Source organism: Methylobacterium sp. Leaf113, from assembly GCF_001423325.1.
In the GTDB taxonomy this organism is placed as follows: Bacteria; Pseudomonadota; Alphaproteobacteria; order Rhizobiales; family Beijerinckiaceae; genus Methylobacterium.
Map to the genome: position 1 here is coordinate 1 of NZ_LMNJ01000018.1, position 23,555 is coordinate 23,555.

Consider the following 23,555-nt stretch of genomic DNA (forward strand, 5'->3'; position numbering starts at 1 on the left):
CACGCGGGCGCCGGCCACGACCTCGCCCGTCACCGTCACGGTCTGCGACACCGCCTTGGTCACCGAGACCAGCACCTGGGGCTGGATCGCCTTGCCGGCGAGTTCGGTCTCGATCAAGGCCTGCACGTCCTGGGGCCGGCGCCCGGCCACCTGGATGCGCCCGGCATAGGGCACGCTGATGGCCCCGTCGCGCGGCACCACCTGCTCGGGGATGAGGGCCGACTTGGAACCGGCCGAGAAGCGGTCGGCCACCAGGGGCCCGGAGAACAGGCCGCCCGAACCCGCTTCCCACACCGACACGGCCACGTAGTCGCCGACCCCGATCACGGGTTCGAGGGAGGGGCGCCGGTCGCCGAACGAGGCCAGCAGGCTGTCGAGGGCGCGTCCGCGCAGGGCCTCGATGGTGGCCGCCGACAGGTCGACGATCTCGTAGCGCGCGAAGGTCCCCTCGCTCGTGGCGATGTCGGCCCCGTCCACCACCGCACCCGTCGTCGGACCGGCGGCCGGTAGCATCGACGAGCAGCCCGACACCGCCAGGGCAGTGCCCAGGGCGGTGCAGAGGGCCAGAGGCAGTGCGCGCATGCAGGATCGCCTGTCGGTTTCTCTCACAGGCTGCCTAGACCATCGCCGAGGTTCTGTCCGTGGCGGAGGGGTCACAGTCCAACGGCGAGCGCCCGGACCCAGCCTCTCATCCCCGCTACCCACGCCTATCCCAAACAAATCGTGCAACGAGTAACATTTGAAAGGACAGGGCAATATACGTTCTCACCTCAAGGCGCAGGATCGATTTGCGAAACCTGAATTCCTGGCCCATCGGACGCTATGGCATCGCCGTTTGACTATACGCCTCCAGGCCTAGCGGATGCGGTCGCAGGGCCGGTCAAGCGACGACATATCTTCTATGTCCCGGGATACGACCCGGAGGGCAGCAGCCGCTACAGGATGCTGTTCGTCCGGGAACTGGCACGTTACACCAAGCGCTTCGCCGAGCCCAAGCGCGCGATCTCGCGCGCAACCCTCAGTGCGGACGGGACGGTGCAGAGCTGGCGGGTGGCGGCGCAGCCCGAGACACAGGGGGCTGAGACCACCTACGACGTGCTGATCTGGGACGATCTCGTCCGGACGGACTTCGGGCGGCGGCGCCCCCTCAGCGTCGCCCTCCTGCTGATGGGCACGCTCCAGACCCTTGCATCCGGTCTGATGATCCGGTTCTACCGCCTGAACTGGAAATACGGGAACGTCATTCTCTATCCCCTGGTGATGGTTCTCATCCTCGCTTTGTGCACGCTTGCCATCGCGACCTTCGTGCATGCCCATCTGGGGACGGCCTTCGGACACAGCCTCGGATGGCCGCTCTGGATCACCATGCCGGCGGGGCTTCTCATCGCCCTCGCGTGGATCAAGGCGATGGAAGCGTTCCTCAACCGGATCTACTTCTGGCAGCTCCTGAACGACTGGGTCTTCAACTGGCAGCATGGCCAGGGCTGGAGACCGGATTACGAGCAGCGCCTGGACGCGTTCACCGACCATGTCCTGGCGCGCTGCGCCGGGTTGGTAGCAGGGGACGAGCCCGACGAAATCCTGATCCTCGGCCATTCCTCGGGAGCCATGACCGCCGTCGAGGTTGCGGCCAGGGTCCTCGCCCGCAACGGGCGCCTTGGCACGGGGTCCACGACACTGGCCCTCGTGACCCTCGGCTCCGGACTCCCTCTCGTGGCAATGCAGCGCAGGGCCCAGCGCCTGCGCGATGAGATCACGAGTCTCGTCACCTCGCAGCGCCTGGTCTGGGCCGACTTCCAGGCACCCCAGGACTGGATGAACTTTCCGGGCTTCAATCCGGTGATTCATCTCGATCTCGACCTACGTGGTCGCCTCGCAACCAATCCGCTGGTGCGGTCTGCGCGATTCCGCGAGATCATCAGCGCCGAAACCTACCGGAAGGTGCGATGGCGCCCGTTCCGAATGCACTTCCAGTTCCTGCTCGCCAACGACCAGCGCGGCTATTACGACTTCTTCGCCATGACGCTCGGCCCGCAGCGCCTGCGCGAGCGCGTGCTGAGCCCGGTCCAGCCCGGGCTCTGCCCCGTCGCGATTGCGTCCTGACGCACCGCGAAAGCAGCCCACACCCGACCCGCGCAATCGCGCCAGAGCCTGCTAAGAGGCGGTTTCGTCAGGACAGTAAGGATACGCGATGGCGTCTCATCAGGCTCCGCCACAGACCCGACGTCCCAAAATCCTGATGGTGATGGGCGTCTCCGGCTCGGGCAAGAGCACGGTGGCAGCCCGCCTCGCCGAGCGCCTCGGCTGGGCCTTCGTCGATGGCGACGGTTTCCACAGCCCCGAGCACGTGGCCAAGATGCGGGCCGGCCACCCCCTCGACGACGATGACCGCGCCCCCTGGCTCGCCGCGATCGGGGCCTGGATCGATACCCGGATACAACAGCGTACACCCGGAATCGTAGTCTGCTCGGCCCTGCGGCGCGCCTATCGCGACATCCTTGTTCGCGGTCGCGACGAGGTGCGGATCGTTTATCTGGAGGGCGATCGAGCCCTGATCGAACGGCGTCTCGCGCAACGGCAGGGGCACTTCATGCCGCCGGCCCTCCTCGATACCCAGTTCGCGATCCTGGAGCCGCCGGGACCGGAGGAGAACGCGACGGCGGTCGGCATCGACGCGGCCCCCGAGGCCATCGTGGCAACGATCCTGGCCCGTCTGGACTTGGGGGAGGGCGGTCAGTCCTCCTGAAATCTCAACCCGAGCCTTGCCATGCCTGCTTCCCCCGACGCGCCCTCCTCTGTCGACGCGCCTCCCGCCGCGATCGCCCTGGTCATCTCGGATGTGGACGGCACGCTCGTCACCTCCGACAAGCGCCTGACACCGGCGACCCGCGCGGCCCTGCGCCGGCTGACAGCCGCGGGCATCGGCTTCACCATCGCGTCGAGCCGGCCACCGGTGGGGTTGCGATCCCTGGTGGCGGAGCTCGGCCTGACCCTGCCGATGGGGGCCTTCAACGGTAGCACCCTGGTCGCTCCCGACCTGACGATCCTGTCGGAAACGCTGATCCCCGCTGAGGCAGCCCAGGACGCGGCACGACGTTTCGCGGCGGCCGGCCTCGACACCTGGGTGTTCGCGCACGGGGCCTGGAACCTCACCAACCCGTACGGCCCGTACACGGACCTCGAGCGCCGAACACTCCGGACCGAGCCGAACGTGGTCGCGGATCTCGTGCCCCTCCTCGACCACGCCGCCAAGATCGTCGGCGTCAGCGCGGACGCGGCCCACCTGGAGGCCTGCGAGACCGAGATCGCCAAGGCGCTGGCCGGACGCGCCGAGGTCCACCGCTCGCAGGCCTACTACCTCGACGTAACCCCGCCGGGTTCCGGCAAGGCAGCCTTCGTCGAGGCCATGAGCCGCCATCTCGGCCTCGATCCAACCCGGATCGCGACCCTGGGGGATGCCGGCAATGATGTGCCGATGTTCAGGCGCAGCGGATTTTCGGTGGCGATGGGCAACGCATCGCCTTCGGTCCAAGCCGCGGCCAGTGCCGTGACGGCCACCAACGACGCCGACGGCTTCGCAAAGGCGATCGCCGATTTTATTTTGCCGTGCTGACCTCAAACGCAAGCCAACGACCGAGCAGATCCACGAGATCATTGGCAACATTGGAGAATCACTTCGGACACACTCAGTCAACCGAGCGTGAGCCTGTGTCGCGTGCGCCACAGCACATGGGGAAACGGCTACGCTCACCCCTTCGAAGCCGCTTTCCGGCCTCAATTGGCCCGGACCCTGACCGTCCAAGAAAAAGGACATCCGGGTCTCCGTATGAACCAGCGCTTCCTGATCCTCGCCGTCGTCGCGGTCGCCATGCCGTGCCGGCTCTTCGCGCCCGGCGAGGCGGCTGCGCAGGGGTCGGTCGCCCGCGACAACATCGATGCGCTGATCGAGGAGCAGGCCAAGGCCCAGGGGCTCCCATCCAGCTTCGTCCATCAGGTGGTGAAGCGCGAGAGCAACTACAATCCGAACGCCAAGGGCGGCAGCGCTCTCGGCCTCATGCAGATCAAGCACGCCACCGCGCGCGGGCTCGGATACCAGGGCGACGCGGCCGGCCTGTTCGACCCCCGGGTGAACCTGCGCTACGGCATCGCCTATCTGGCCGGCGCCTACCGCGCCGCCAAGGGCGATATCGCCCGCGCCTACGGCTTCTACAATCGCGGGTACTATTACGCCGCTAAGCGCCTCGGGATCGAGACCAACGTTCCCGACGAGGTCGAGGCGCCGAAATCCGGCGAGGCCTTCGGAAACGCCTTCGCGCGCGCCGACAAACCGGCCATCATCGCTGCCAACACCGCATTGGCCTATGCGCCGAGCCCAATCGCGAACGGGATTCCGACCGACCTCGTCGAGGTACCGCTGCCGCCGCGCCGTCCGGCCTCACTCGCCGGGCTCGATGTCGCCGCCCTCGCACCAGCCGAAGCCGCCCCGTCCATCTCCTCCGCAAGCCCCGCCGCTGCCATCAGCCCTCATCCCGGCATCGCGCCGGGGATGACCCAGGCTGGAGCACAGGTGGAGGCCGCCTTCAGCGAGGCCATCGAGGTGCCGCTGCCGCCTCGTCGCCCCTCGGCGCTCGCCCTGGCTTCGGTCGGCCGGACAGTCGTGGTGGCCAAGAAGGTACCCGTGGCCGGAACGGTGCTCGAGGCCTCGGCGCTGCCGGTCGCCGCACAGTAAGTCGTCCCGCCGGGCCTCCCTGTTGGGCCTTTTTTGGTTCGGTCCGCGTCTCGGTCTCTCCGAGACTGGCCGATCCCTTCCCGTCCCGGCCTTGCGCCCATCTGGACAGGGTGCGCTTCCGCTGAGTGGTTCCCGGGCGGATTATCGACGTTTCCAACGGCTCCTTGACCGCTGACCGCTTGCGCCGGAGCACGGCTCGCCTCACATGGTGCAATGCAAAGTGGCGCGGGTCGGTTAGCTTGGTCGGATCCGATCGGCATCCCAGGATCGCTCCACGGGAGACACGCATCCGGTTGTTGGGGTTGATGTCTTCAAAGCGCCCGTTTGGCGCGTGATCGTTCCCGATCCGCGGATAAGCGTTTCGAAATCAACATCGTGTTGTGGCAATCTGCGCTCGGATGAAGGTCCGAAGCGCGAATCGAGGAAGCGGACGACGGCATGGCCGGGGCGGTAGAACAAGAATCGACCTTCCTGGCCGACCTGGGCCGGCGGGTTCGTCATGCCCGGACGGTGCGTGGCCTGTCGCGCAAGCTTCTCTCTCAGACCTCCGGGCTGTCGGAGCGCTACATCGCTCAGTTGGAGAGCGGCCAGGGCAACGTCTCGATCATTCTGCTGCGCCGGGTCGCCAACGCGATGGGCGTACGCCTCGACGACCTGATCGCCGGGCAGGAGACGCTGCCGGACTGGCACGTGATCCGCGACCTTCTGGGCAATGCTTCGCCCGAGCAGATCGCTCTCGCCAAGGGCATCCTGTCGGGCCAATCTTCGTCCAGCGGCGACTCGCCGCAGCCACGCGTCGCCGTGATCGGTCTCCGGGGGGCGGGCAAGTCGACCCTTGGCCGCCGGGTCGCCGATCGACTGGGATGGACCTTCGTCGAACTCAATGCCGAGATCGAGCGCGAGAACGCGCTCTCGGTGAAGGAAATCTTCGCGATCTACGGGCAGGAGGGCTATCGCCGACTCGAGCAGGCCGCCTTGCGCAGGCTCACCGAGCACCCCGGCCCCCTCGTCCTCGCGACCAGCGGCGGCATCGTCGCCGAACCTCTGACCTACGATCTGCTGCTCCAGGCCTTCTTCACCATCTGGCTGAGGGCGCGCCCGGAGGAGCACATGCAGCGGGTGCGCGACCAGGGCGAGCTCACCACCACCGGTGACCATCCCTCGGCGATGCAGGAACTGCGCGCCGTGCTGGCCAGCCGCGAGCCCCTCTATGCCCGCGCTTCATCCGTGGTGGACACCTCCGATGTGCCCGTCGACGTGATGGTGGATCGCCTCGCCGAAGCGATCGAGGCCCGGTTCGGCAATCTGGATCACCGGCGCAGCGCCTGACGAGTCGCCTCCTGCTATGAGAAAGCGGGTGGACTTGATCGGCTGTGCCGGGCATCCCAAGCTAGGATGAGCTTGTCAGAGGCCGGTTTCGTCTGCCGGCCCCACGGATGACTGCAAAAACGTTCCCGGAGCGCCTGGAACGGGAGCACGGTCTGCCGGCCATGCAGCGCCAACTCGCGAAAGCCGGCGCGCGGTGCGCTCCGATCCGCCTCGACGAGACCGGTCCAGAGGAGGACCCGATGTCCGCCAGCCCATCACCCATCCCCCAGAGGGGCACCGAGCCGCTCGCTGTCTGCGATCCGATCTGGGCGCGCCTGCGCGGCGAGGCCGAAGCGATCGTTCGCGAGGCGCCGCAACTCGCTTCGTTCATCGTGGCGACCGTCCTCAACCACACCTCGCTGGAAGGCGCGGTGGCGCACCGCGTCGCGGCGCGGCTCGGGCACGCCTCCCTGCCGGCCGAGCTCATCGCCCACGGCTTCTTCGAGGCGATCACCGCCGAGCCGAGCCTCGGCCAGGATTTTCGCGCCGACATCGCAGCCGTGCTGGATCGGGACCCGGCCACCAGCCGCGCGATCGAGCCGGTCCTGTACTTCAAGGGTTTCCACGCCATCCAGGCCCATCGCCTGGCTCACTGGTACTGGACGGCCGGCCGGCGCGACCTTGCGCTCTATCTCCAGAGCCGGTCCTCGGAGGTGTTCCAGACCGACATCCACCCGCAGGCCCGGATCGGCCGTGGCATCTTCCTCGACCACGCCACAGGCCTCGTGGTGGGCTCCACGGCAGTGATCGAGGACGACGTCTCGATCCTGCACGCCGTCACCCTCGGCGGGACCGGCAAGCAGGGCAGCGATCGTCACCCCAAGATCCGTCATGGCGTGATGATCGGCGCGGGCGCCAAGATTCTGGGCAACATCGAGGTGGGTGCCTGCGCCCGGATCGCCGCCGGCTCGGTGGTGCTTCGCGCAGTGCCCGCCAACACCACCGTGGTCGGTGTCCCCGCTCGCGTGGTCGGCACCGCCGGTTGCGCCGAACCCTCCCGGGCCATGGACCAGCTCGTCGCCATGGACCAGTTCATCCACATGGCGGACGGCATCTGACGGCAAAGCCGGCCGGCGATTGCGGCGGCTTGCCCATCCCCCGGCGGCATGGCAAGCGGGGGCCAGCCCGGCCGAAGGCCGCGACCGGCTGGTCTTGCAGGCCGCCGCGCGCCGTCACACCGCCCGGATTCCCGAAATCTCAATGCGAGAGGCGACCAGCGTGAACAAGACCGACATTGTGAAGGTGCAGGATTACCTCCGCCGGACCTTCGCCAACACCAACATCCGCCTCGTTCCCCGTCCGAAGAAAGATGATTCGGCCGAGGTCTATATCGGCGAGGAGTTCCTGGGCGTGGTCTCGGTGGACGACGAGGACGGGGACCGCTCGTTCAACTTCGCCATGGCGATCCTCGACATCGACCTCGAGGATTGAGGCCTGCATTCCTGCCGGCGGGCGCTTCGGGGCACACCAGCCTGTGAGTGGATTTAACCCTGACGGCAGGAAACCCTTAACGTTTCGTAAACGACACGGCACAATGCGCGCTACATCGCCTCTCGATGGTGGAGCGTTCGCGTCATGACCCTGAGTCCCTCAGCCCTCGAATCTCTTCAGACCCTCTGCGTCGGACTCGCCCTGTCGGGCCTGCTCGCCAGCGCGTTCGAACTCTTCACCGAGCGCCGCGCGAGCTTCAGTCTGCTCGAGCGCGGCGGCGTCACGGCCGTGGCAGCCCTGCCGATGCTGGCCTTTGGTGCCCCCTTCATCATTCTGCGCAACACCGTGCGGGGCCGTCGTCTGGAACGCCGGCCGATTCCCTTCGTGATGATCGCCACGATGATCGCCTGCGGCTGGAGCCTGATGTCAGGCCGCATCGCCCTCGATCTCGCCCACCTGATCGCCGGCGTCTGATCGCCAGACATCCCGGAAGCGGTCCTTCATCCGAGCTCTCAGGATTTTCGAGTAAACACAGGTCTTCTCAACAAAAAAAGCCGCTCGCGCGAGCGGCCTTTTTTGCGTCGAGCGCTGAGGCCGCGCCGTCAGCGGTTGGCGGTAGCCACAGGCGACGCGCCGCCGTTCAGGGTGACCCAGGCAAGGCCATCCTGGCCCTCGCGCTTGATGAAGGTGTAACCGGTGCGCGGGCCGGACAGGACCGCATTGGTCTTGTTGTCGAGGATCAAGTCGCCCCGATCCGTCCGGACCATGAGGACCGCGTGCCCCTCGCCGATCTCATCGATCACCACGGTCATCCGCAGGGCCCGACGCGGCAGCCCGCGCTCCACCAGCATCCGCCGCTTGAGAAGCTGATAATCCTCGCAATCGCCGAAACCGTCATCTGGATAGTCCCAGCGGTCGACCACACCCCAATGGGCGAGGTCGGTGATCGGCTTAATTCGGGCGTTCACCCGCCGATTGACCCGGTTGAGCAGATCGCGAATGCGCGGCGTCATGGTGATGGTGGTCGGTTGCGTCGTGTCGACGGCGCACTCGCTAGGCATCCGACCGCAGAGAGCGGTCCAGGCCGCGACGGGTCGGGCGGGAGCGCCCTCTTCGAGGGCAGAGGCATCAGGCAGGGCCGCGACGGTCTGGGCTTCGGTGCTGGCGCCACCGAGCAGCAGGATGGTGCCGACGAGACCGAACTGCACCGTGCGGGCAAGGCGTCGCCACACGACGCCACAGCGCTCTTGCGGCTGTCCCTCGACGCTTCGCAGTATCGCGTGCCGCATGCCGGTCGCCCCGCCATCCCCTGGTGGAGCGACAAGGTTTGCACGGGAACGAGCCGGCCTCAATCGAAAAGTTAAACCCGAGTTAACACGGATGCTTCTGGGTTGGTTCCGTACAATCCGGCAAGGACTCGGCATGACATCGGCAGGCTCGGGTGGCCTCCACTGGGCCTTCGCCGATGCAGCCATCTTTCCACGATCTTGGATCGCAGGTCCGATCTTGGATCATGGACTTCACATCGGAAAGCCCAGATCTCAGCGGTTCGCCGTCGTGACGGGCGAGGTCACCCCGCCAAGCGAAACCCATGCCACCGCATCGGCTGACTCGCGCTTGATGAAGACGTAGCCGGTCCGATGCCAGGCCAGGATCTCGCTGGTCTTGTTGTCGAGGATGAAATCGCCGCGATCGGTGACCAGAGCCAGCACGGCATGCCCTTCGCCCTTCTCATCGATGACCACGGTCATCCGCATGGCCCGGCGCGGCAGGCCTGCCTCGGCCAGGAGCTTGCGCTTGAGGAGCTGATAGTCCTCACAATCGCCCGCGCCATCCTCGGCGAGATCCCAGCGGTCCTGCACACCCCAGTGCTCCATGTCGGTCACGGCCTGCAGAGACTTGTTCACCCGGCGGTTCACCGCGGCGATGGTGGCCCAGGTGGCTGGAGTGAGACTGATGCGGTTCGGCTCGTTCGCGTCGATCGCGCATTCGGAGGCGTAGCGCTGGCAGAAGGCGGCCCAGGCCGCGAGGGGCTTGGCCGCGCTCAGGGTCTGGGCAGAGGGGGAGGGGGCAGGCAGCGCAGCCAGGGTCTGGGCACCGGCGGCACTCACCGTCGTCGCGGCGAAAGCCACGAGAAGTGCCAGCGCGATCGTCTTCGTCCTGCCCATGGCGCCGCCCTCAAGTCCAACACCGCCATGGTGCCGCCCCGGGACCTGTCCGGCGCTGAAGTGGATGCGTGCAATTTTATCGATTCGCGGCCGCAAACGCGGCGCTCGCGTATCAGGCCGAACGCACCGTATCGGCGATACCGTGAAACACCGCGTTCGCCCCAAGGGATCCGTAACCGTAACCGGACCCAGCACTGTCGCGCAGCCTGCGGGGCAGCCGCGCCGTGACACCCGGTGATGCCCTTGCTATGCCCCGACCCTCAAGCAAGCGGGCCTTAAGCCCCAGCGGGGCATGCATGCGCCTCGCGGGGCCGGAACCAGGCTCCGAGCCCCTGAAGCGGATCCGAACGTCGCCATGAATATCTTCGCCACCTTCGAGGTCCGCGTCCGCGCGGCCGTGCAGGGCCTCATCCAGTCGGGGCACCTGCCCGAGGGCCTGGACCTGTCGCGCGTGGTGGTGGAACCGCCGCGCGACGCGAGTCACGGGGACCTCGCCACCAACGCCGCCCTGGTGCTGGCCAAGGAGGCGAAGACCAATCCGAAGGCGCTCGGCGAAACTCTGGCGCTCGCCCTGCGGTCCGACCCTGATGTCACGGAGGCGACAGTCGCCGGCCCCGGCTTCATCAACCTACGGCTGGCCCCGGACACCTTCCACGATGTCGTCCGGGCGGCCCTCACGGAGAACGAGGCCTACGGGCGCGGCACCATGCCGGGCGGCAAGGTCAACATCGAGTACGTCTCGGCCAACCCCACCGGCCCGATGCATGTCGGCCATGGACGTGGCGCGGTGTTCGGCGACGCGCTGGCCAACCTCCTGGTGGCGGCCGGCCGTGACGTGACGCGCGAATATTACATCAACGATGCCGGGGCGCAGGTGGACGTGCTCGCCCGCTCCGCCTTCCTGCGCTACCGCGAGGCGCTGGGCGAGCCGGTCGGCCCGGTCCCGGAGGGACTCTATCCGGGCGACTACCTCGTGCCGGTGGGGGCCAAGCTCGCCGAAACGCACGGACGCGCCCTCCTCGACCAGTCCGAAGCCGAATGGCTGCCCACAGTGCGGGCTTTCGCCATCGCGGCGATGATGGAGCTGATCCGTGCCGACCTCGCCCGGCTCGGCATCCACCATGACGTGTTCTTCTCCGAGGCCACCCTCAAAGAGGAGGTGCCCGTCCTTCTGGCGGAGCTGCGGGCCAAGGGTCTCGTCTACGAGGGCCGCCTGCCGCCGCCCAAGGGTCAGTTGCCTGAGGATTGGGAGGATCGCGAGCAGACCCTGTTCCGCACGGTGGATTTCGGCGACGACGTCGACCGGCCCCTGCTGAAGTCGGACGGCTCCTTCACCTACTTCGCCTCCGACATCGCCTATCACCGCACCAAGATCGCCCGCGGCGCCACCGACCTCATCGACGTGCTCGGCGCCGACCACGGCGGATACGTCAAGCGCATGCAGGCGGCCGTGAAGGCGGTGAGCGACGGCCGTGCCACGCTCGACGTGAAGCTGTGCCAGCTGGTGCGCCTGCTGCGCGCGGGCGAGCCCGTGAAGATGTCGAAGCGGGCCGGCGAGTTCATCACCCTGCGGGAGGTGGTCGACGAGGTCGGCCGCGACCCGGTGCGCTTCATGATGCTGTATCGGAAGAACGACGCCACCCTCGATTTCGACCTCGCCAAAGTCGTCGAGCAGTCGAAGGAGAACCCGGTCTTCTACGTGCAGTACGCCCATGCGCGCTGCGTCTCGGTGTTCCGCCAGGCCGCGCAGGCGATGCCGGGCGAAGATTTCTCACGAGCCGGGCTGCTGGGGGAGGCCGACCTCTCCCGCCTCACCGATCCGGGCGAAGTCGAGATCATGCGTCTGATCGCACAATACCCGCGCGTCATCGAGGCGGCGGCCGGGGCCCATGAACCGCATCGCGTGGCGTTCTACCTCTACGAACTCGCCTCGTCGCTGCACGGTTTATGGAACAAAGGCAAAGACTTGCCGCAATTACGGTTTATTAATCCTGACGACCGAAACTCCACACGGGCTCGATTGGCCCTCGTTGAGGCGTTGCGGGGCGTTGTTGCTTCCAGCCTCGCGGTGTTGGGCGTCACCGCGCCGGACGAAATGCGGTGAGGTGATCTCGGCGTGAAGAGGGATGCTGCCATGACGACGAACGCTTCGCGGGCGACGGTCGATTTCGACGCCTTTGCGCGGGATCTGCAGCAGCCTCAGGAATCGGCTCAGCCGCAGGCCGCTGCGCAAGGCCAGCCGCCGGCCCAGAATCAGGCGGCCAAGCCCGATCCACTGGCGGAACTTGCGCGCATCGTTGGCCAGGACGATCCGTTCCGGGCTCTGCTGCAGGCCCGGGACTCCCGGGCCGATGCTGCGGCCGCCCGTGGCCGCATCGAGCCGAGCTTCGTCGAGCGCCCGGTGCGGCCCCAGACTGCGCCTGTCCAAATCTCTCAAGGGCACCTCTCTCAGGGGCACGCCTCTGAGGTCCGGGCATCACAGGCCTCCTCATCACAGCTCCCCTCTTCGCAACCGGCCTACCCGGTCGCGGCGCAGGCCTCACCGACAGACGCCTTCGACCAGTATCTCGCCTCCGTCGATCACGGCGGCTATGCGAACCCACAGGGATCGTATCCGGACGCGAACGCGGCCGAATTTGCTCCCAACGACGCCGACGAACGGGTCCGCCCCCTGGAGCGGCCGCGCAAGCGCAGCCGCCTCGTCTCCGTCGGTGCCGGTCTCAGCGTTCTTGCCCTCTGCGTCACCGGGGCCCTGGCCTGGCGCGGCCTGCACGGCAGCTCCGGCAACGGAGGAAGCGTTCCGACCATCCTGGCCGATACTGCGCCCTTGAAGATCGCGCCGCAGAAGGCCGATGGCGTCGAGATTCCGGATCAGAACAAGCAGATCTACGAGCGCACCGCCAAGGACGGCCAGATCCGGATCGTCAACCGGGAAGAGCAGCCCCTCGACGTGGCCCAGGCCGCCCGCTCGGCCCTGGGGTCCGGCGAGGGTGGAGCGACGCCGGGCAGCGCAGCGCCGACGGTGCAACCGCCAGTGCAGCAGAGCGGCCTCTCCGACTCTCTCGGCGAACCTCGCCGGGTACGCACCGTCTCGGTCAAGCCGGACACGCCACCGCCGCCGCCGCAGCGTGAAGCAGCCGCAGAAACGTCGGCGCCGCAATCGGTGATCCCGACCATGACCCTGCCGGGTGCAACCAGCGACGGCGGTGCTGCAAGCCCGTCCCTGCGCCAGCGCGCGACGCGACTTCCGCCGCCGGTGGCCGAGGCACCCGCCGCGACACCGTCCGAGCCTGCATCGGCGCAAGCCGCAGCCCCGGCGCCTGCCCTTCGCGCCAAGGCACCGCAGCGCGTCGCCGCCGTCACGCCGGAAGCCACCTCCGCCATCGCGGCCCCGCCGCCCGTCGCGGCGACGGCACCGGTCTCGGGCGGCGGCTATACCGTCCAGCTCGGCGTACGCACCACTGAGAGCGAGGCTCAGGCCGCCTTCCGCCAGATGCAGGGCAAGTACAGCCAGCTCTCCGGTCAGCCCGCGCTGATCCGCCAGGCCGAGGTCAACGGCAAGACGATCTACCGCGTCCGCGTCGGGCCTCTCGGCAAGACCGAGGCGACAACCCTCTGCACGCAGCTCCAGGGCGCCGGCGGCCAGTGCTTCGTGGCCAAGAACTGAGGTCTGGCACCGGATCGGTCGAGAGCCGGGCGCAGAGTCTGACGCCCGGCCCGGTCGGCTCGCAACTGTAACCGCCCTGTGGCCCTCGCGACACGCGCCCATCCTCCCGGGGCCACACCCCGTTCCGTTCGATGCTGTCCGGCGCCATCGTGAACCGATCGCCCCGGTGCTGATTCGTCGCCAACTTCGCTTGCCGCCGTGCCGGCTTCACCCACCGAGGATGCGTCCCCGATCATGACCTCTCGTGCCCTGATCCTCGGTTGCACCGGCAAGATTCTCTCGGTTCAGGAGGCCGCCTTCTTCCGGGACGTGGCGCCCTGGGGTTTCATCCTGTTCAAGCGCAACATCGGCTCGCCTGCGGAGGTCCGGGCGCTCACCGACGCCCTGCGAGCCACGGTCGGACGCGCCGACGCACCGATCCTGATCGACCAGGAAGGTGGCCGGGTCCAGCGCATGGGGCCGCCGCACTGGCCGGCCTATCCGGCCGGACGGCGCTTTGGCGGGCTCAACGGCTCCGCCGCAACCATCGCGCATCTCGGCGCCCGACTCATGGCGCACGATCTGGCCAGCGTCGGCATCAATGTCGATTGCGCCCCCGTGCTCGACGTGCCGGTGGCCGGCGCCCACGATGTGATCGGCGATCGCGCCTACGACACCGCCCCCGAGCGCGTGGCCGAGATCGGCCGGGCCGTGGCCGAGGGCCTGATGCAGGGCGGCGTCCTGCCGGTGATGAAGCACATTCCCGGTCACGGCCGCGCGGGCTGCGACAGCCACAAGGGCCTTCCCGTGGTGGAAGCGGATCTCGCCACCTTGAGCGCGCAGGATTTCGTGCCGTTCCGGGCACTCGCCGATCTGCCCATGGCGATGAGCGCCCACGTGGTCCTGACGGCCCTCGACGCCACCCATCCGGCGACGCAATCCGCCATCGTGATCCGCGACATCATCCGCGGAGCCATCGGCTTCGACGGCCTGCTGATGACGGACGACCTGTCGATGCAGGCGCTCCAAGGCAGTTTCCGGGCCCGCACGGAAGCGTGCTTTGCCGCCGGGATCGACGTCGGGCTGCACTGCAACGGCGACCCGGACGAGATGCGCGGCGTTGCCGAGGGCGCCCCGCTCCTGGCCGGCGAAGCCCTGCGCCGGGCGGATGCGGCCCTGGCCCGCCTCCCAGCCAGCACCGACGCGTTCGACGTGCATGAGGCCCGCGCCCGCTTCGAGGCGGCCCTGGCGCTGGCAGCCTGATCACGAGACTTCCCCCGATGTCTGGTCTATGCACCGGATGCGGGCCGAGATCTTGCATGCCCGCGATGCGGCGATCGGAACGGACCGAGAGTCACCCGCACTTCTTGTGCTCCGGGTGCCCGATCCTTAGGTTCGCCCTCAATCGACACACGAGACGGCGACGCGCAGCGTTCAGGCTGCGGCGCGGGAGGTTGCCATGGGCAGCATGAGTATCTGGCACTGGATCATCGTCGCCGGCATCGTGATGCTGCTGTTCGGCCGCGGCAAGATCTCGGACCTGATGGGCGACGTCGCCAAGGGTATCAAGGCCTTCAAGAAGGGCATGGCCGAGGACGAGACGCCGACCACCACAGCGGTTCCGCCGCCGAGCGCGGGCGAGCCGGTGCGTACGCTGCCGCATCAGGGCGAGCCGGCGACCGCCAATACGGTGGCGGCCGATCGCAAGGTCGTCTGACGCCCGACACGAAGAGGGCGCTGCGGCCGATCAAAGGTCTGGCGGAACGCGCCACGACCTGCGATGGGCAGCGCGCCGTTGATGGGCAGCGCACGGCCGCGGGACAGTCGACACCATGTTGGACATGAGTTGGGGCGAGGTGATGCTGATCGGCGGCGTCGCCCTCATCGTCATCGGCCCGAAGGATCTGCCCAAGGCCCTGCGCACGGTCGGTCAGATCACGGGCAAGATGCGGCGCATGGCCGGAGAGTTTCAGTCGCAGTTCAACGAGGCGATTCGCGAGGCGGAGTTCGACGAGATCCGTCGCGAGGTGGACGGCGTCAAGAAGTCCGCCAGCACGATGGGGCCGACCTTCAACCCCGTCCAGACCATCCGCGACGAACTGAAGGGTGCGGTCGACGGCCGGACCGAGACGAAGGTGACGTCCTCGCCTACGCAGGGGCTCGCCAACGTGGCGGATCAACTGGCCGAGCGCGAGAACAGCATCCAGGCCCCTGTCCCGCACGAGGTCGGTCCGGTGGAATCGCTCCCGGACCTGCCACCGCGGCCTGCCTCGATGGCCAAGGAGGCCCCAGCCTCGACGCAGACCTCGACCCATGCCTGGACCGCCGACCCGCTAAGTTCCACCACGCCCTCCATCACACCCGCCGATCCGCCTCCCACCGAGCCTTCTCGACCAGAGACGCCGGCCAAACCGCAGCTTGATTCCGGCAGATGATCAACGAGACCGACGACGCCGAGATCGAAGCCTCGCGGGCCCCGCTCCTCGACCACCTCATCGAACTAAGGTCGCGGCTGATCAAGTCGCTGGCCGCCTTCGTGGTGATGTTCTTCGGGTGCTTTTTCTTTTCGCGGCACATCTACAATATTCTCGTCTACCCCTACGTCTCGGTGGTCGGTGTCGAGAACGCCAAGCTTATCGCGACGCACTTCCTCGAGCAGGTCTTCACCAACATCAAGCTCAGCGTCTTCGGGGCCGGCTTCCTGGCCTTCCCGGTGATCGCCACCCAGGTCTACGCCTTCGTGGCCCCGGGCCTATACCGCAACGAGCGTCAGGCCTTCCTGCCCTACCTCGTGGCGACGCCGGTGTTCTTCATCCTCGGCGCACTGGTGGTGTTCTTCCTGGCGATGCCGCTGCTGATCCAATTCTCGGTTTCGCTGCAGCAGATCGGGCAGCCGGGCGAGGCGACGATCGCCCTCCTGCCGAAGGTGGACGAGTACCTCTCGCTCATCATGACGCTGATCTTCGCCTTCGGCATCGCGTTCCAGCTGCCGGTAATCCTGACCCTGCTCGGGCAGATCGGCGTGATCGACACGGCGTTCCTGCGCGAAAAGCGCCGTTACGCCATCGTCCTCGTCTTCGTGGCCGCCGCCATCCTGACGCCGCCGGACGTGATCTCGCAGCTCTCCCTGGCGATCCCCATGCTGCTGCTTTACGAGGCCTCGATCTTCTCTGTGGCCCGCGTCGAGCGCCGTCGCACCGCCCGGCGCAAGGCCGAGGGCCTGGAGCCCTAGGGCATTCGCCCGCGCCTTACGAGGCCTCGGCGCTCGCCATCGTCATCGCCGAGGCCCCCGATGTCCGCCAGCGGTTCAGCTCGGCATCGATCGCCCCTTGCGTGCCACGCATGAACTCGGCGCCGGTCAGGCCGGGGGGCAGGGGAGCCAGGTAGCTCACCGTCACGGTCCCAGGGCTATGGCGGGCGCCGCCGTGAGGCCAGAACAGACCGGAATTCACCGCCACCGGCAGCACACTGAGCCCCAGCTTGGCGTAGAGCAGTTCGACGCCGCGCTTGAACTGGACGGGTTCGTCGATGCCGCCGCGGGTGCCCTCGGGAAACATCAGCACCGAACGTCCTTGCGCGATCGCCGCGCGACTCTCGTCGATCATCACCCGGAGGGCCTGGGTGCCGTTGGCCCGGTCGATGATGATCATCGGCGAGCGACGCAGGAACCAGCCGACGATGGGGATGGCCACCAGTTCGCGCTTGGCCACGATGGCAACGTTCGGCACCAGAACGAGGAAGGCCAGGGTCTCCCAGGCGGACTGATGGTTGGCCACGATGAGGCAGGGCTCGGCCGGGATGCGGCTGCGGCCTTCCTCGACGTAGGTCAGCCCGATGATGCGGGCGAGGCCAAATAGGATCCCGCGCGACCACAGGCGGGTGAAGGCGCGGATGGGCCGTGCCGGTGCGCCCAGAAGGGCAAGCACCGCCAGCGGCAGGATGAACAGGGCGGTCCAGCCGGCCCAGTAGGCATTGAAAAGCGCGGAACGGATGCGCGACACGTGACAATCCCTCGATCTCGCCCGACGCGCGATCCCTCGCGGATCATGAGCCTCTGGCGCGGCATTTCCCCGGCGACGGCGGCGGCGATCCGGTCTATGCCGGCCCGCCGCCGTCGCGCGGACGATCCTTTAAACACTTTCCAGTTTCACGCGAGCCGAACGCCGTGCGCCTGACCGTCACCTCCTGGAACATCAACTCGGTGCGGCTGCGCATCGATTCGGTTCTGCGCTTCCTGGCGGAGGCGCAGCCGGACGTGCTCTGCCTGCAGGAGACAAAGTGCCCGGACGACGCGTTTCCGCTGAAGGCCCTGCGCGGGTCGGGCTACGAACACGTCGTGTTCGCCGGTCAGAAGGGCTATAACGGCGTCGCGATCCTGTCGCGCTTCCCGCTCGTCGCCCGTGACGTCATGGCCTTCTGCGAGCGCCAGGATGCGCGCCACATCTCGGCCATGCTGGGGCCGGAGGCCGGGAAGGCGGCAGGGATCGTGCTGCACGATTTCTACGTGCCGGCCGGGGGCGACGTGCCGGACCGCGCCCTCAACCCGAAATTCGCGCACAAGCTCGATTTTCTGGACGCCTTGCGCGCCTGGGGTGGCCGGCGGGGCAGCGGCCCGGCGATCCTGGTGGGGGATCTGAACGTGGCCCCGCTGGAGCACGATGTCTGGTCCCACAGACAGCTCCTCGATGTGGTGAGCCACACCCCCATCGAGACCGAGCGGCTGGAGACCCTGCGGGGAGAAGCTGGCTGGATCGACACCGCCCGCCTGCTCGTTCCGGAGCCGACGAAGATCTATACGTGGTGGAGCTATCGCTCCCCCGACTGGGCGGCGGCCGACAAGGGCCGGCGCCTCGACCATGCCTGGGTCTCCCCCGACCTGGCCGGGACGGTCCGCGACCTGACGGTGGCGCGCCATGTCCGGGGCTGGGAGCGTCCCTCCGATCATGCGCCGGTGACACTGACCCTTCACCTGTAAGCGGGCAGCCCATCGGCTTGCGCATCCACCGGCCGGCGTCCCGTCCTCGGATCGGGCGTTTCTGCGAGACAACATTCGCCGGAATGGTTCGCCGTCGATCGCGATCATCCGTTGGCGTGTCACCGCCCGGTCATGCGCGCAGCGTAGGGGCGGCGTCCATCATCCTTGATGGACAGCCCGAGAGCCCGCATGAACTCCGCAGCACGGGCGGTCCGCCGCGAAACCAGCCTCGGCCTGACCCAGGCCGTTCACCGCAGCCGAGCGCTGTCCCGCGCCGGCTTCGCCGAGCGGCTGTTCACCCTGGCCTTCAGCGGATTGGTCTATCCGCAGATCTGGGAGGACCCTGCGGTCGACATGGAGGCCCTGGCCCTGACGCCACAGGACCACGTGGTCGCCATCGCGTCGGGCAGTTGCAACGTGCTGTCCTACCTCACTGCCGATCTGGCGCGCATCAGCGCGGTCGACCTCAACGGGGCGCATATCGCCCTGGGGCGCCTCAAGGTCGCGGCATTGACCCGATTCCCCGATTCGGAGACCTACCTGCGCTTCTTCGGGCGCGCCGACACTGCGGACAACGTGGCCGCCTACGACGCGCACATCGCCCCGCACCTCGACGCGGCCTCTCGCGCCTACTGGGAGACGCGACGCCTCGACGGGCGGCGACGCATCGCGGCTTTCTCCGAGAACATCTTCCGGCACGGGCTGCTCGGGCGCTTCATCGGCACCGGCCACCGGCTGGCTCGCCTCTATGGTTGCGACCTCTCCGCCGTCCTCAAGGCCCGCAACCGGGAGGAACAGCGCGCCCTGTTCGCCGCACACGTGGCCCCTCTGTTCGAGAAGCGCCTCGTGCGCTGGCTGATCCGGCGCCCGGCCTCCCTCTACGGCCTCGGGATTCCGCCGGCCCAGTATACGGCGCTGGCCAAGGACCGCCCGGGCGGCATGGTCGACGTGCTGCGGCACCGGCTGGAGCGCCTCGCCTGCGACTTCGATCTCGACCGGAACTACTTCGCCTGGCAGGCCTTCGGCCGGAGCTACGCGCCGGGCTCCGACGCAGCCCTGCCGCCCTATCTTCAGCCACGCCACTTCGAGACCTTGCGGGCACGGGCCGGTCGGGTGAGCTATCGCCAGCAATCGATGACGGCGTTCCTGGCCGGGAGCCCGGACAAGAGCGCCGATGCCTACGTGCTGCTCGACGCGCAGGACTGGATGAGCGATGCCGACCTGACCGCTTTGTGGACCGAGATCACCCGGACCGCGCGGCCCGGGGCGCGGGTGATCTTCCGGACGGCGGCCGACGAGCGCTGCCTGCCCGGCCGCGTGCCGGAGGCAATCCTGAACGCCTGGGACTACGCCGAGGCCGAGAGCCAAGCCGCCGTGACGCGCGACCGCTCGGCGATCTACGGTGGCTTCCATCTCTACCGCCTGCGTGCCGTATGAACGACGCCGCGCATGCGATGGACCGGATGTACCGGCGCCAGCGCCACCTCTACGACGCCAGCCGGAAGTTCTATCTTCTGGGCCGTGACCAGACGATCGCCGAACTTGCCGTGCCGGCAGGCGGCTCCGTGCTGGAGATCGGCTGCGGTACCGGACGCAACCTCGTCCGCATCGCCCAGACCTATCCGGGCGCTGCCTGCCACGGCCTCGACGTCTCGGCGGCGATGCTCGACACCGCCGCCCGCAGCGTCGCGCGAGCCGGGCTCGACGGGCGCATCAGCCTCGCGCGCGGAGACGCCACGGCTTTCGACCCCACGGCCCTGTTCGGGCAGGACGCTTACGATCGGATCCTCATCTCCTACGCCCTGTCGATGATCCCGCCCTGGGAGCGGGTCCTGGCGGAAGCCGTCGGCCATCTCGCACCCGAAGGGCAGCTCCACGTGGTGGATTTTGGTGGGCAGGCCGGCCTACCGCGGCCGGCCCGGGCGCTCCTCAACCGCTGGCTCGCGGCCTTCTCGGTGACGCCGCGCGCGACCCTGCCGCAGGTGGTCGCGGACGCAGCGGCGAGAACAGGTGCCGAAGCGTGCGTGCGCCAGCGCTTCGGGGGCTATTGCGTGCAGGCGGTGATCGTTCGCCGGACCGGCAGCGGCGTCCCGGCTGGTGGTGGCGGGCCGCCCGTCCCGGATCATCGGCCGATTGCGTGAGCCAACTTCGGAACGCGTGAGCCGGCCGCCGCATTGGTTCTGCAACGCGGTGGCCTACGGGCCGCCCCACCCCGGAACCGGAGATCGCTCCTCATGCGCAAGCTGCTCGTCGCCTTCCTGCTCCCGAAGCTCGTTTCCTACCTGCGTCGCCGGTACTCCGGCCGCCCGAGCCCGCGCCACTACTCCTGAGTTCAGGCCGCCGAGGCCTCGCGAGGCCTCGGCCCAGCGGCGCGGTGCAACCGTGCCACCTTTCGGCCGTAGCCGAAGTAGATCGCCAGCCCGATGGCGAGCCAGACGGCCAGACGCAGCCAGGTGTCTCCCGGCAGACCGAGCATCAGGCCGAGACAGGACAGGATGCCGAGCACCGGCACAACCGGCATACCCGGCACCCGGAAGGGACGCTGTCGATCCGGCTCCGTCCGACGCAGAACCAACGCAGCCGTACAGATCACGATGAAGGCGAAGAGCGTTCCGATGCTCACCAGTTCGCCGAGAAGATCGATGGGCACCAGCCCCGCCACGAGGGCGGTGACGATGCCGATTGTGATCTGGCTCGTGGCGGGCGTCCGGAAGCGCGGGTGCACCCGTGCGAATGCCGGAGGCAGCAGACCGTCGCGCGCCATCGCGTAGAAGATTCGGGCCTGTCCGTAGAGCGCGGCCAGTGCCGATGTCGTCAGACCTAGGATCGCCCCGACCTTGATTGCCGCCGAGAAGGGGCCGAGCCCAATCACCTCGACGGCCTTGGCGATTGGATCGGGCACGTCGAGGGCTCTGTAGGGCACGAGGCCGGTCAGCACGGCCGCCACCGCCACGTAGAGTACCGTGCTGATCGCCAGCGACCCCAAGAGACCGATTGGCGCGTCGCGCTGCGGCTGCCGCGTTTCGCCCGCCGCCGTCGAGATCGTCTCGAAGCCGATGAAGGCGAAGAACACCACGCCGGCTCCCCGCAGGACCCCGCTCCACCCGAACTCCCCGAAGGTGCCGGTGTTCTCCGGTACCAGCGGCGACCACAGGCCCGTGTCGACGTGAGCCGCGCCGATGCCCACGAAGGCCAGGATGATGATTATCTTGATCACCACCATCATGGCGTTCACCCGGGTCGATCCGCGATTTCCGCGCACCAGGAGCAGCGTCAGCAGACCAATAAGGAGGGCCGCCGGCAGGTCGAACCACGCCGTCGCACTGCCGGGGAGGGGACTGAAGGGGGCCGCCGTGAGGGCAGGGGGCAGGTGGAGGCCCGCCGTACTCAGCAGCGAGCGGACATACCCCGACCAGCCCACCGCCACGGTGGCGGCGCTCATGGCGTATTCGAGGACCAAGTCCCAGCCGATGATCCAGGCGCAGGCCTCGCCCAGGGTTGCAGAAGTGTAGGTGTAGGTGCTGCCCGAGGCCGGCACCATCGCGGCGAGTTCGGCGTAGCAGAGGGCGACGAACCCGCAGGCGACACCGCCCAGCACGAAGGACAGGGTCAGGCCGGGGCCGGCATAGTTTGCTGCCGCCGTGCCGGTGAGGACGAAGATGCCCGCCCCGATGGTCGCCCCGACGCCAAGGGCCACGAGGTCGCAGGCGGACAGGGAACGCGGCAGGGACGACGGCTCGCCGCCCTCGTCGGACGAGGCCAGGATGTCGGAGACGGATTTGCGTGCGGTGAGACTGTTGCCCGTCATCGGTCAGATTGTCACATGGCGGTGGAACGCGCGCCATCGCGGCAAATTTCGCGCCATCGCGTTCGGCGGCAACCTAGCCGTGTTGTCAGAGCCGGGCGCCTCTGGTAGCCTTCAACACAGCATCAAGAGTCAGGGCGATCCCTGACGCCAACCTGCCCTCCCGGGCAAGGTGGCACCCTCCGGCGAACGGCGGGGATGTGGCCGGACCGGCAACCAAACGGGCTTCGCCATATCGCTGTCTCGGCCGGTCGACGCGCTCCTGATGCGCACCGGGCCAGACGAGAGCGAACCATGTTGACGGAAACCTATCCCCCCAAGCCGCAGCAATTTGCGAGCGACAACTACGCCGGCATCTGCCCGGAGGCCTGGGCAGCGATGGCAGCAGCCAACCAAGGCTCAGTCCCGGCCTATGGCGAGGATCCGTGGACGAAGCGGGCGGCCGACGCGTTCCGGACCCTGTTCGAGACGGAGTCCACGGAGGTGTTCTTCGCCTTCAACGGCACGGCCGCCAACGCGCTGGCGCTCGCTTCGCTCTGTCAATCCTATCACAGCGTCATCTGCTCGGCCTCGGCCCATGTCGAGACCGACGAGTGCGGGGCGCCCGAGTTCTTCTCCAACGGCTCGAAGCTCCTCGTGGTGGCGAGCCCCGACGGCAAGCTCGACCCAGCCCTGATCCGGGGCGTCGCCACGGGACGCTCGGATATCCATTTCCCCAAGCCCCGGGTGGTGACGATCACCCAGCCCACCGAGACGGGGCAGCTCTACAGCCTCGCCGAGATCCGTGAGATCGCCGCCACCTGCCGGGATCTGGGCCTGCGCCTCCACATGGACGGGGCGCGCTTCGCCAATGCATGTGCCAGCCTCGGCTGCAGCCCGGCCGAGATGACCTGGAAGGCCGGCGTCGACCTCCTCTGCTTCGGTGGCACCAAGAACGGCATGGCGGCGGGCGAGGCGATCCTGTTCTTCGACCCGGCACTGGCGGAGGATTTCGGCTATCGCTGCAAGCAGGCGGGACAGCTCGCCTCGAAGATGCGCTTCCTCTCCGCCCCCTGGGTCGGGGTCCTGGAGGACGGCGCCTGGCTGCGCCACGCGAGCCACGCCAATGCCTGCGCACAGCGTCTCGCCTCGGCCGTGGCGGATGTGGCCGCCTTCGACCTGATGTTCCCGGTGGAGGCCAACGCGGTGTTCCTGCGCGCCGCGCCCGAGCACCTCGAGGCTCTGCGCGCCCGGGGCTGGCGCTTCTACACCTTCATCGGCGGCGGCGCCCGCTTCATGTTCGCCTGGGATTCGGACCTCGCCCGGATCGCGACCCTGGCGGCGGACATCCGCGCCGTGGGCACCTCGGTCGCCGTGGCGGCCTGAGAGGTCGATCTCTCATCCCAACAGACCGAGGGCTGGCGTCACAGCCGGTTTCGTGTATGGTCCGCGCC

At 68.1% G+C, this 23,555-nt stretch carries 23 protein-coding genes and 1 riboswitch; of the genes, 18 read left to right on the forward strand and 5 right to left on the reverse strand.

The window, feature by feature from the left end:
* Window positions 1–582: polysaccharide biosynthesis/export family protein (locus ASF60_RS12840; protein ID WP_200940962.1), on the reverse strand; the 582-nt coding region annotated here is incomplete at its 3' end.
* Between the two features lie 240 nt (window positions 583–822).
* Between ASF60_RS12840 and ASF60_RS12845 the strand changes: the two genes are divergently transcribed.
* From ASF60_RS12845 to ASF60_RS12880, 8 genes are all read left to right on the forward strand, one after another.
* Entirely contained in the window at window positions 823–2,103 is a 1,281-nt protein-coding gene (locus ASF60_RS12845) for a hypothetical protein (protein ID WP_056185213.1), read from the forward strand.
* Window positions 2,104–2,191: 88 nt separating this feature from the next.
* Window positions 2,192–2,746 carry a gluconokinase gene (locus ASF60_RS12850; RefSeq protein WP_056185216.1) on the forward strand — a complete coding sequence of 185 codons (555 nt, stop codon included), beginning with the start codon at window positions 2,192–2,194 and terminating at the stop codon, window positions 2,744–2,746.
* 21 nt (window positions 2,747–2,767) lie between these two features.
* Complete coding sequence (locus ASF60_RS12855) at window positions 2,768–3,613, forward strand: Cof-type HAD-IIB family hydrolase (RefSeq protein ID WP_056185219.1); 846 nt, start codon at window positions 2,768–2,770, stop codon at window positions 3,611–3,613.
* Between the two features lie 213 nt (window positions 3,614–3,826).
* Window positions 3,827–4,729: a lytic transglycosylase domain-containing protein gene (locus tag ASF60_RS12860; protein WP_056185221.1), complete on the forward strand. Its 903-nt coding sequence runs from the start codon at window positions 3,827–3,829 to the stop codon at window positions 4,727–4,729.
* Between the two features lie 417 nt (window positions 4,730–5,146).
* Window positions 5,147–6,058, forward strand: coding sequence for a helix-turn-helix transcriptional regulator (locus ASF60_RS12865; RefSeq protein WP_274533555.1), 912 nt, complete (start codon window positions 5,147–5,149; stop codon window positions 6,056–6,058).
* 239 nt (window positions 6,059–6,297) lie between these two features.
* Window positions 6,298–7,155: a serine O-acetyltransferase gene (gene cysE / locus ASF60_RS12870; RefSeq protein ID WP_056185342.1), complete on the forward strand. Its 858-nt coding sequence runs from the start codon at window positions 6,298–6,300 to the stop codon at window positions 7,153–7,155.
* Between the two features lie 142 nt (window positions 7,156–7,297).
* A complete protein-coding gene (locus ASF60_RS12875; RefSeq protein WP_282103770.1) occupies window positions 7,298–7,528 on the forward strand; it encodes a DUF3126 family protein in 231 nt (76 codons plus the stop codon).
* Between the two features lie 144 nt (window positions 7,529–7,672).
* Window positions 7,673–8,002 (forward strand): DUF6949 family protein, encoded by a 330-nt coding sequence (locus tag ASF60_RS12880; RefSeq protein WP_056185226.1) that lies wholly within the window; start codon window positions 7,673–7,675, stop codon window positions 8,000–8,002.
* Window positions 8,003–8,130: 128 nt separating this feature from the next.
* Here the strand turns inward: ASF60_RS12880 and ASF60_RS12885 are convergent, their stop codons facing one another.
* Together ASF60_RS12885 and ASF60_RS12890 are read right to left on the reverse strand one after the other, a co-directional pair.
* On the reverse strand, window positions 8,131–8,817 hold the full coding sequence (locus ASF60_RS12885) for a transglutaminase-like cysteine peptidase (RefSeq protein ID WP_056185228.1): 687 nt from the start codon (window positions 8,815–8,817) through the stop codon (window positions 8,131–8,133).
* Between the two features lie 252 nt (window positions 8,818–9,069).
* On the reverse strand, window positions 9,070–9,696 hold the full coding sequence (locus tag ASF60_RS12890; RefSeq protein WP_056185232.1) for a transglutaminase-like cysteine peptidase: 627 nt from the start codon (window positions 9,694–9,696) through the stop codon (window positions 9,070–9,072).
* Between the two features lie 355 nt (window positions 9,697–10,051).
* Here ASF60_RS12890 and argS point away from each other — a divergent pair, with 355 nt between their 5' ends.
* The 6 genes from argS to tatC all read left to right on the forward strand — a co-directional run bounded on the left by argS (window position 10,052) and on the right by tatC (window position 16,574).
* Window positions 10,052–11,800 carry an arginine--tRNA ligase gene (gene argS / locus ASF60_RS12895; RefSeq protein WP_056185235.1) on the forward strand — a complete coding sequence of 583 codons (1,749 nt, stop codon included), beginning with the start codon at window positions 10,052–10,054 and terminating at the stop codon, window positions 11,798–11,800.
* A gap of 30 nt (window positions 11,801–11,830) precedes the next feature.
* The gene (locus ASF60_RS12900) at window positions 11,831–13,363 is read left to right on the forward strand and encodes an SPOR domain-containing protein (protein WP_056185237.1); all 1,533 of its coding nucleotides are present in this window, start codon (window positions 11,831–11,833) and stop codon (window positions 13,361–13,363) included.
* A gap of 234 nt (window positions 13,364–13,597) precedes the next feature.
* Window positions 13,598–14,605, forward strand: coding sequence for a beta-N-acetylhexosaminidase (gene nagZ / locus ASF60_RS12905; protein ID WP_056185239.1), 1,008 nt, complete (start codon window positions 13,598–13,600; stop codon window positions 14,603–14,605).
* Window positions 14,606–14,801: 196 nt separating this feature from the next.
* Window positions 14,802–15,059 (forward strand): twin-arginine translocase TatA/TatE family subunit, encoded by a 258-nt coding sequence (locus ASF60_RS12910; protein ID WP_056185242.1) that lies wholly within the window; start codon window positions 14,802–14,804, stop codon window positions 15,057–15,059.
* A gap of 115 nt (window positions 15,060–15,174) precedes the next feature.
* On the forward strand, window positions 15,175–15,777 hold the full coding sequence (tatB, locus tag ASF60_RS12915) for a Sec-independent protein translocase protein TatB (protein ID WP_056185245.1): 603 nt from the start codon (window positions 15,175–15,177) through the stop codon (window positions 15,775–15,777).
* Window positions 15,774–16,574: a twin-arginine translocase subunit TatC gene (gene tatC, locus ASF60_RS12920; RefSeq protein ID WP_056185248.1), complete on the forward strand. Its 801-nt coding sequence runs from the start codon at window positions 15,774–15,776 to the stop codon at window positions 16,572–16,574. Before tatB ends, tatC begins: the two co-directional genes overlap by 4 nt.
* Window positions 16,575–16,590: 16 nt before the next feature.
* On the opposite strand, the gene ASF60_RS12925 is transcribed toward tatC, so the two are convergent.
* On the reverse strand, window positions 16,591–17,343 hold the full coding sequence (locus ASF60_RS12925; RefSeq protein ID WP_056185252.1) for a lysophospholipid acyltransferase family protein: 753 nt from the start codon (window positions 17,341–17,343) through the stop codon (window positions 16,591–16,593).
* A gap of 164 nt (window positions 17,344–17,507) precedes the next feature.
* Here ASF60_RS12925 and xth point away from each other — a divergent pair, with 164 nt between their 5' ends.
* The 3 genes from xth (at window position 17,508) to ASF60_RS12940 (ending at window position 20,458) form a co-directional block, all read left to right on the forward strand.
* Window positions 17,508–18,317, forward strand: a complete 810-nt coding sequence (xth, locus tag ASF60_RS12930) for an exodeoxyribonuclease III (RefSeq protein ID WP_056185254.1) — start codon at window positions 17,508–17,510, stop codon at window positions 18,315–18,317.
* Between the two features lie 189 nt (window positions 18,318–18,506).
* On the forward strand, window positions 18,507–19,754 hold the full coding sequence (locus ASF60_RS12935; protein ID WP_056185257.1) for a DUF3419 family protein: 1,248 nt from the start codon (window positions 18,507–18,509) through the stop codon (window positions 19,752–19,754).
* The gene (locus tag ASF60_RS12940) at window positions 19,751–20,458 is read left to right on the forward strand and encodes a class I SAM-dependent methyltransferase (RefSeq protein ID WP_244478415.1); all 708 of its coding nucleotides are present in this window, start codon (window positions 19,751–19,753) and stop codon (window positions 20,456–20,458) included. The genes ASF60_RS12935 and ASF60_RS12940 overlap by 4 nt, the downstream gene beginning before the upstream one ends.
* A 191-nt stretch (window positions 20,459–20,649) precedes the next feature.
* Here the strand turns inward: ASF60_RS12940 and ASF60_RS12945 are convergent, their stop codons facing one another.
* A complete protein-coding gene (locus tag ASF60_RS12945; protein WP_056185260.1) occupies window positions 20,650–22,125 on the reverse strand; it encodes an amino acid permease in 1,476 nt (491 codons plus the stop codon).
* Window positions 22,126–22,239: 114 nt separating this feature from the next.
* A riboswitch (SAM-I-IV-variant riboswitch) is annotated at window positions 22,240–22,352 on the forward strand.
* A 64-nt stretch (window positions 22,353–22,416) separates the two neighbouring features.
* Between ASF60_RS12945 and ASF60_RS12950 the strand changes: the two genes are divergently transcribed.
* Window positions 22,417–23,487 (forward strand): threonine aldolase family protein, encoded by a 1,071-nt coding sequence (locus ASF60_RS12950; RefSeq protein ID WP_056185262.1) that lies wholly within the window; start codon window positions 22,417–22,419, stop codon window positions 23,485–23,487.
* Window positions 23,488–23,555 lie beyond the last annotated feature (68 nt).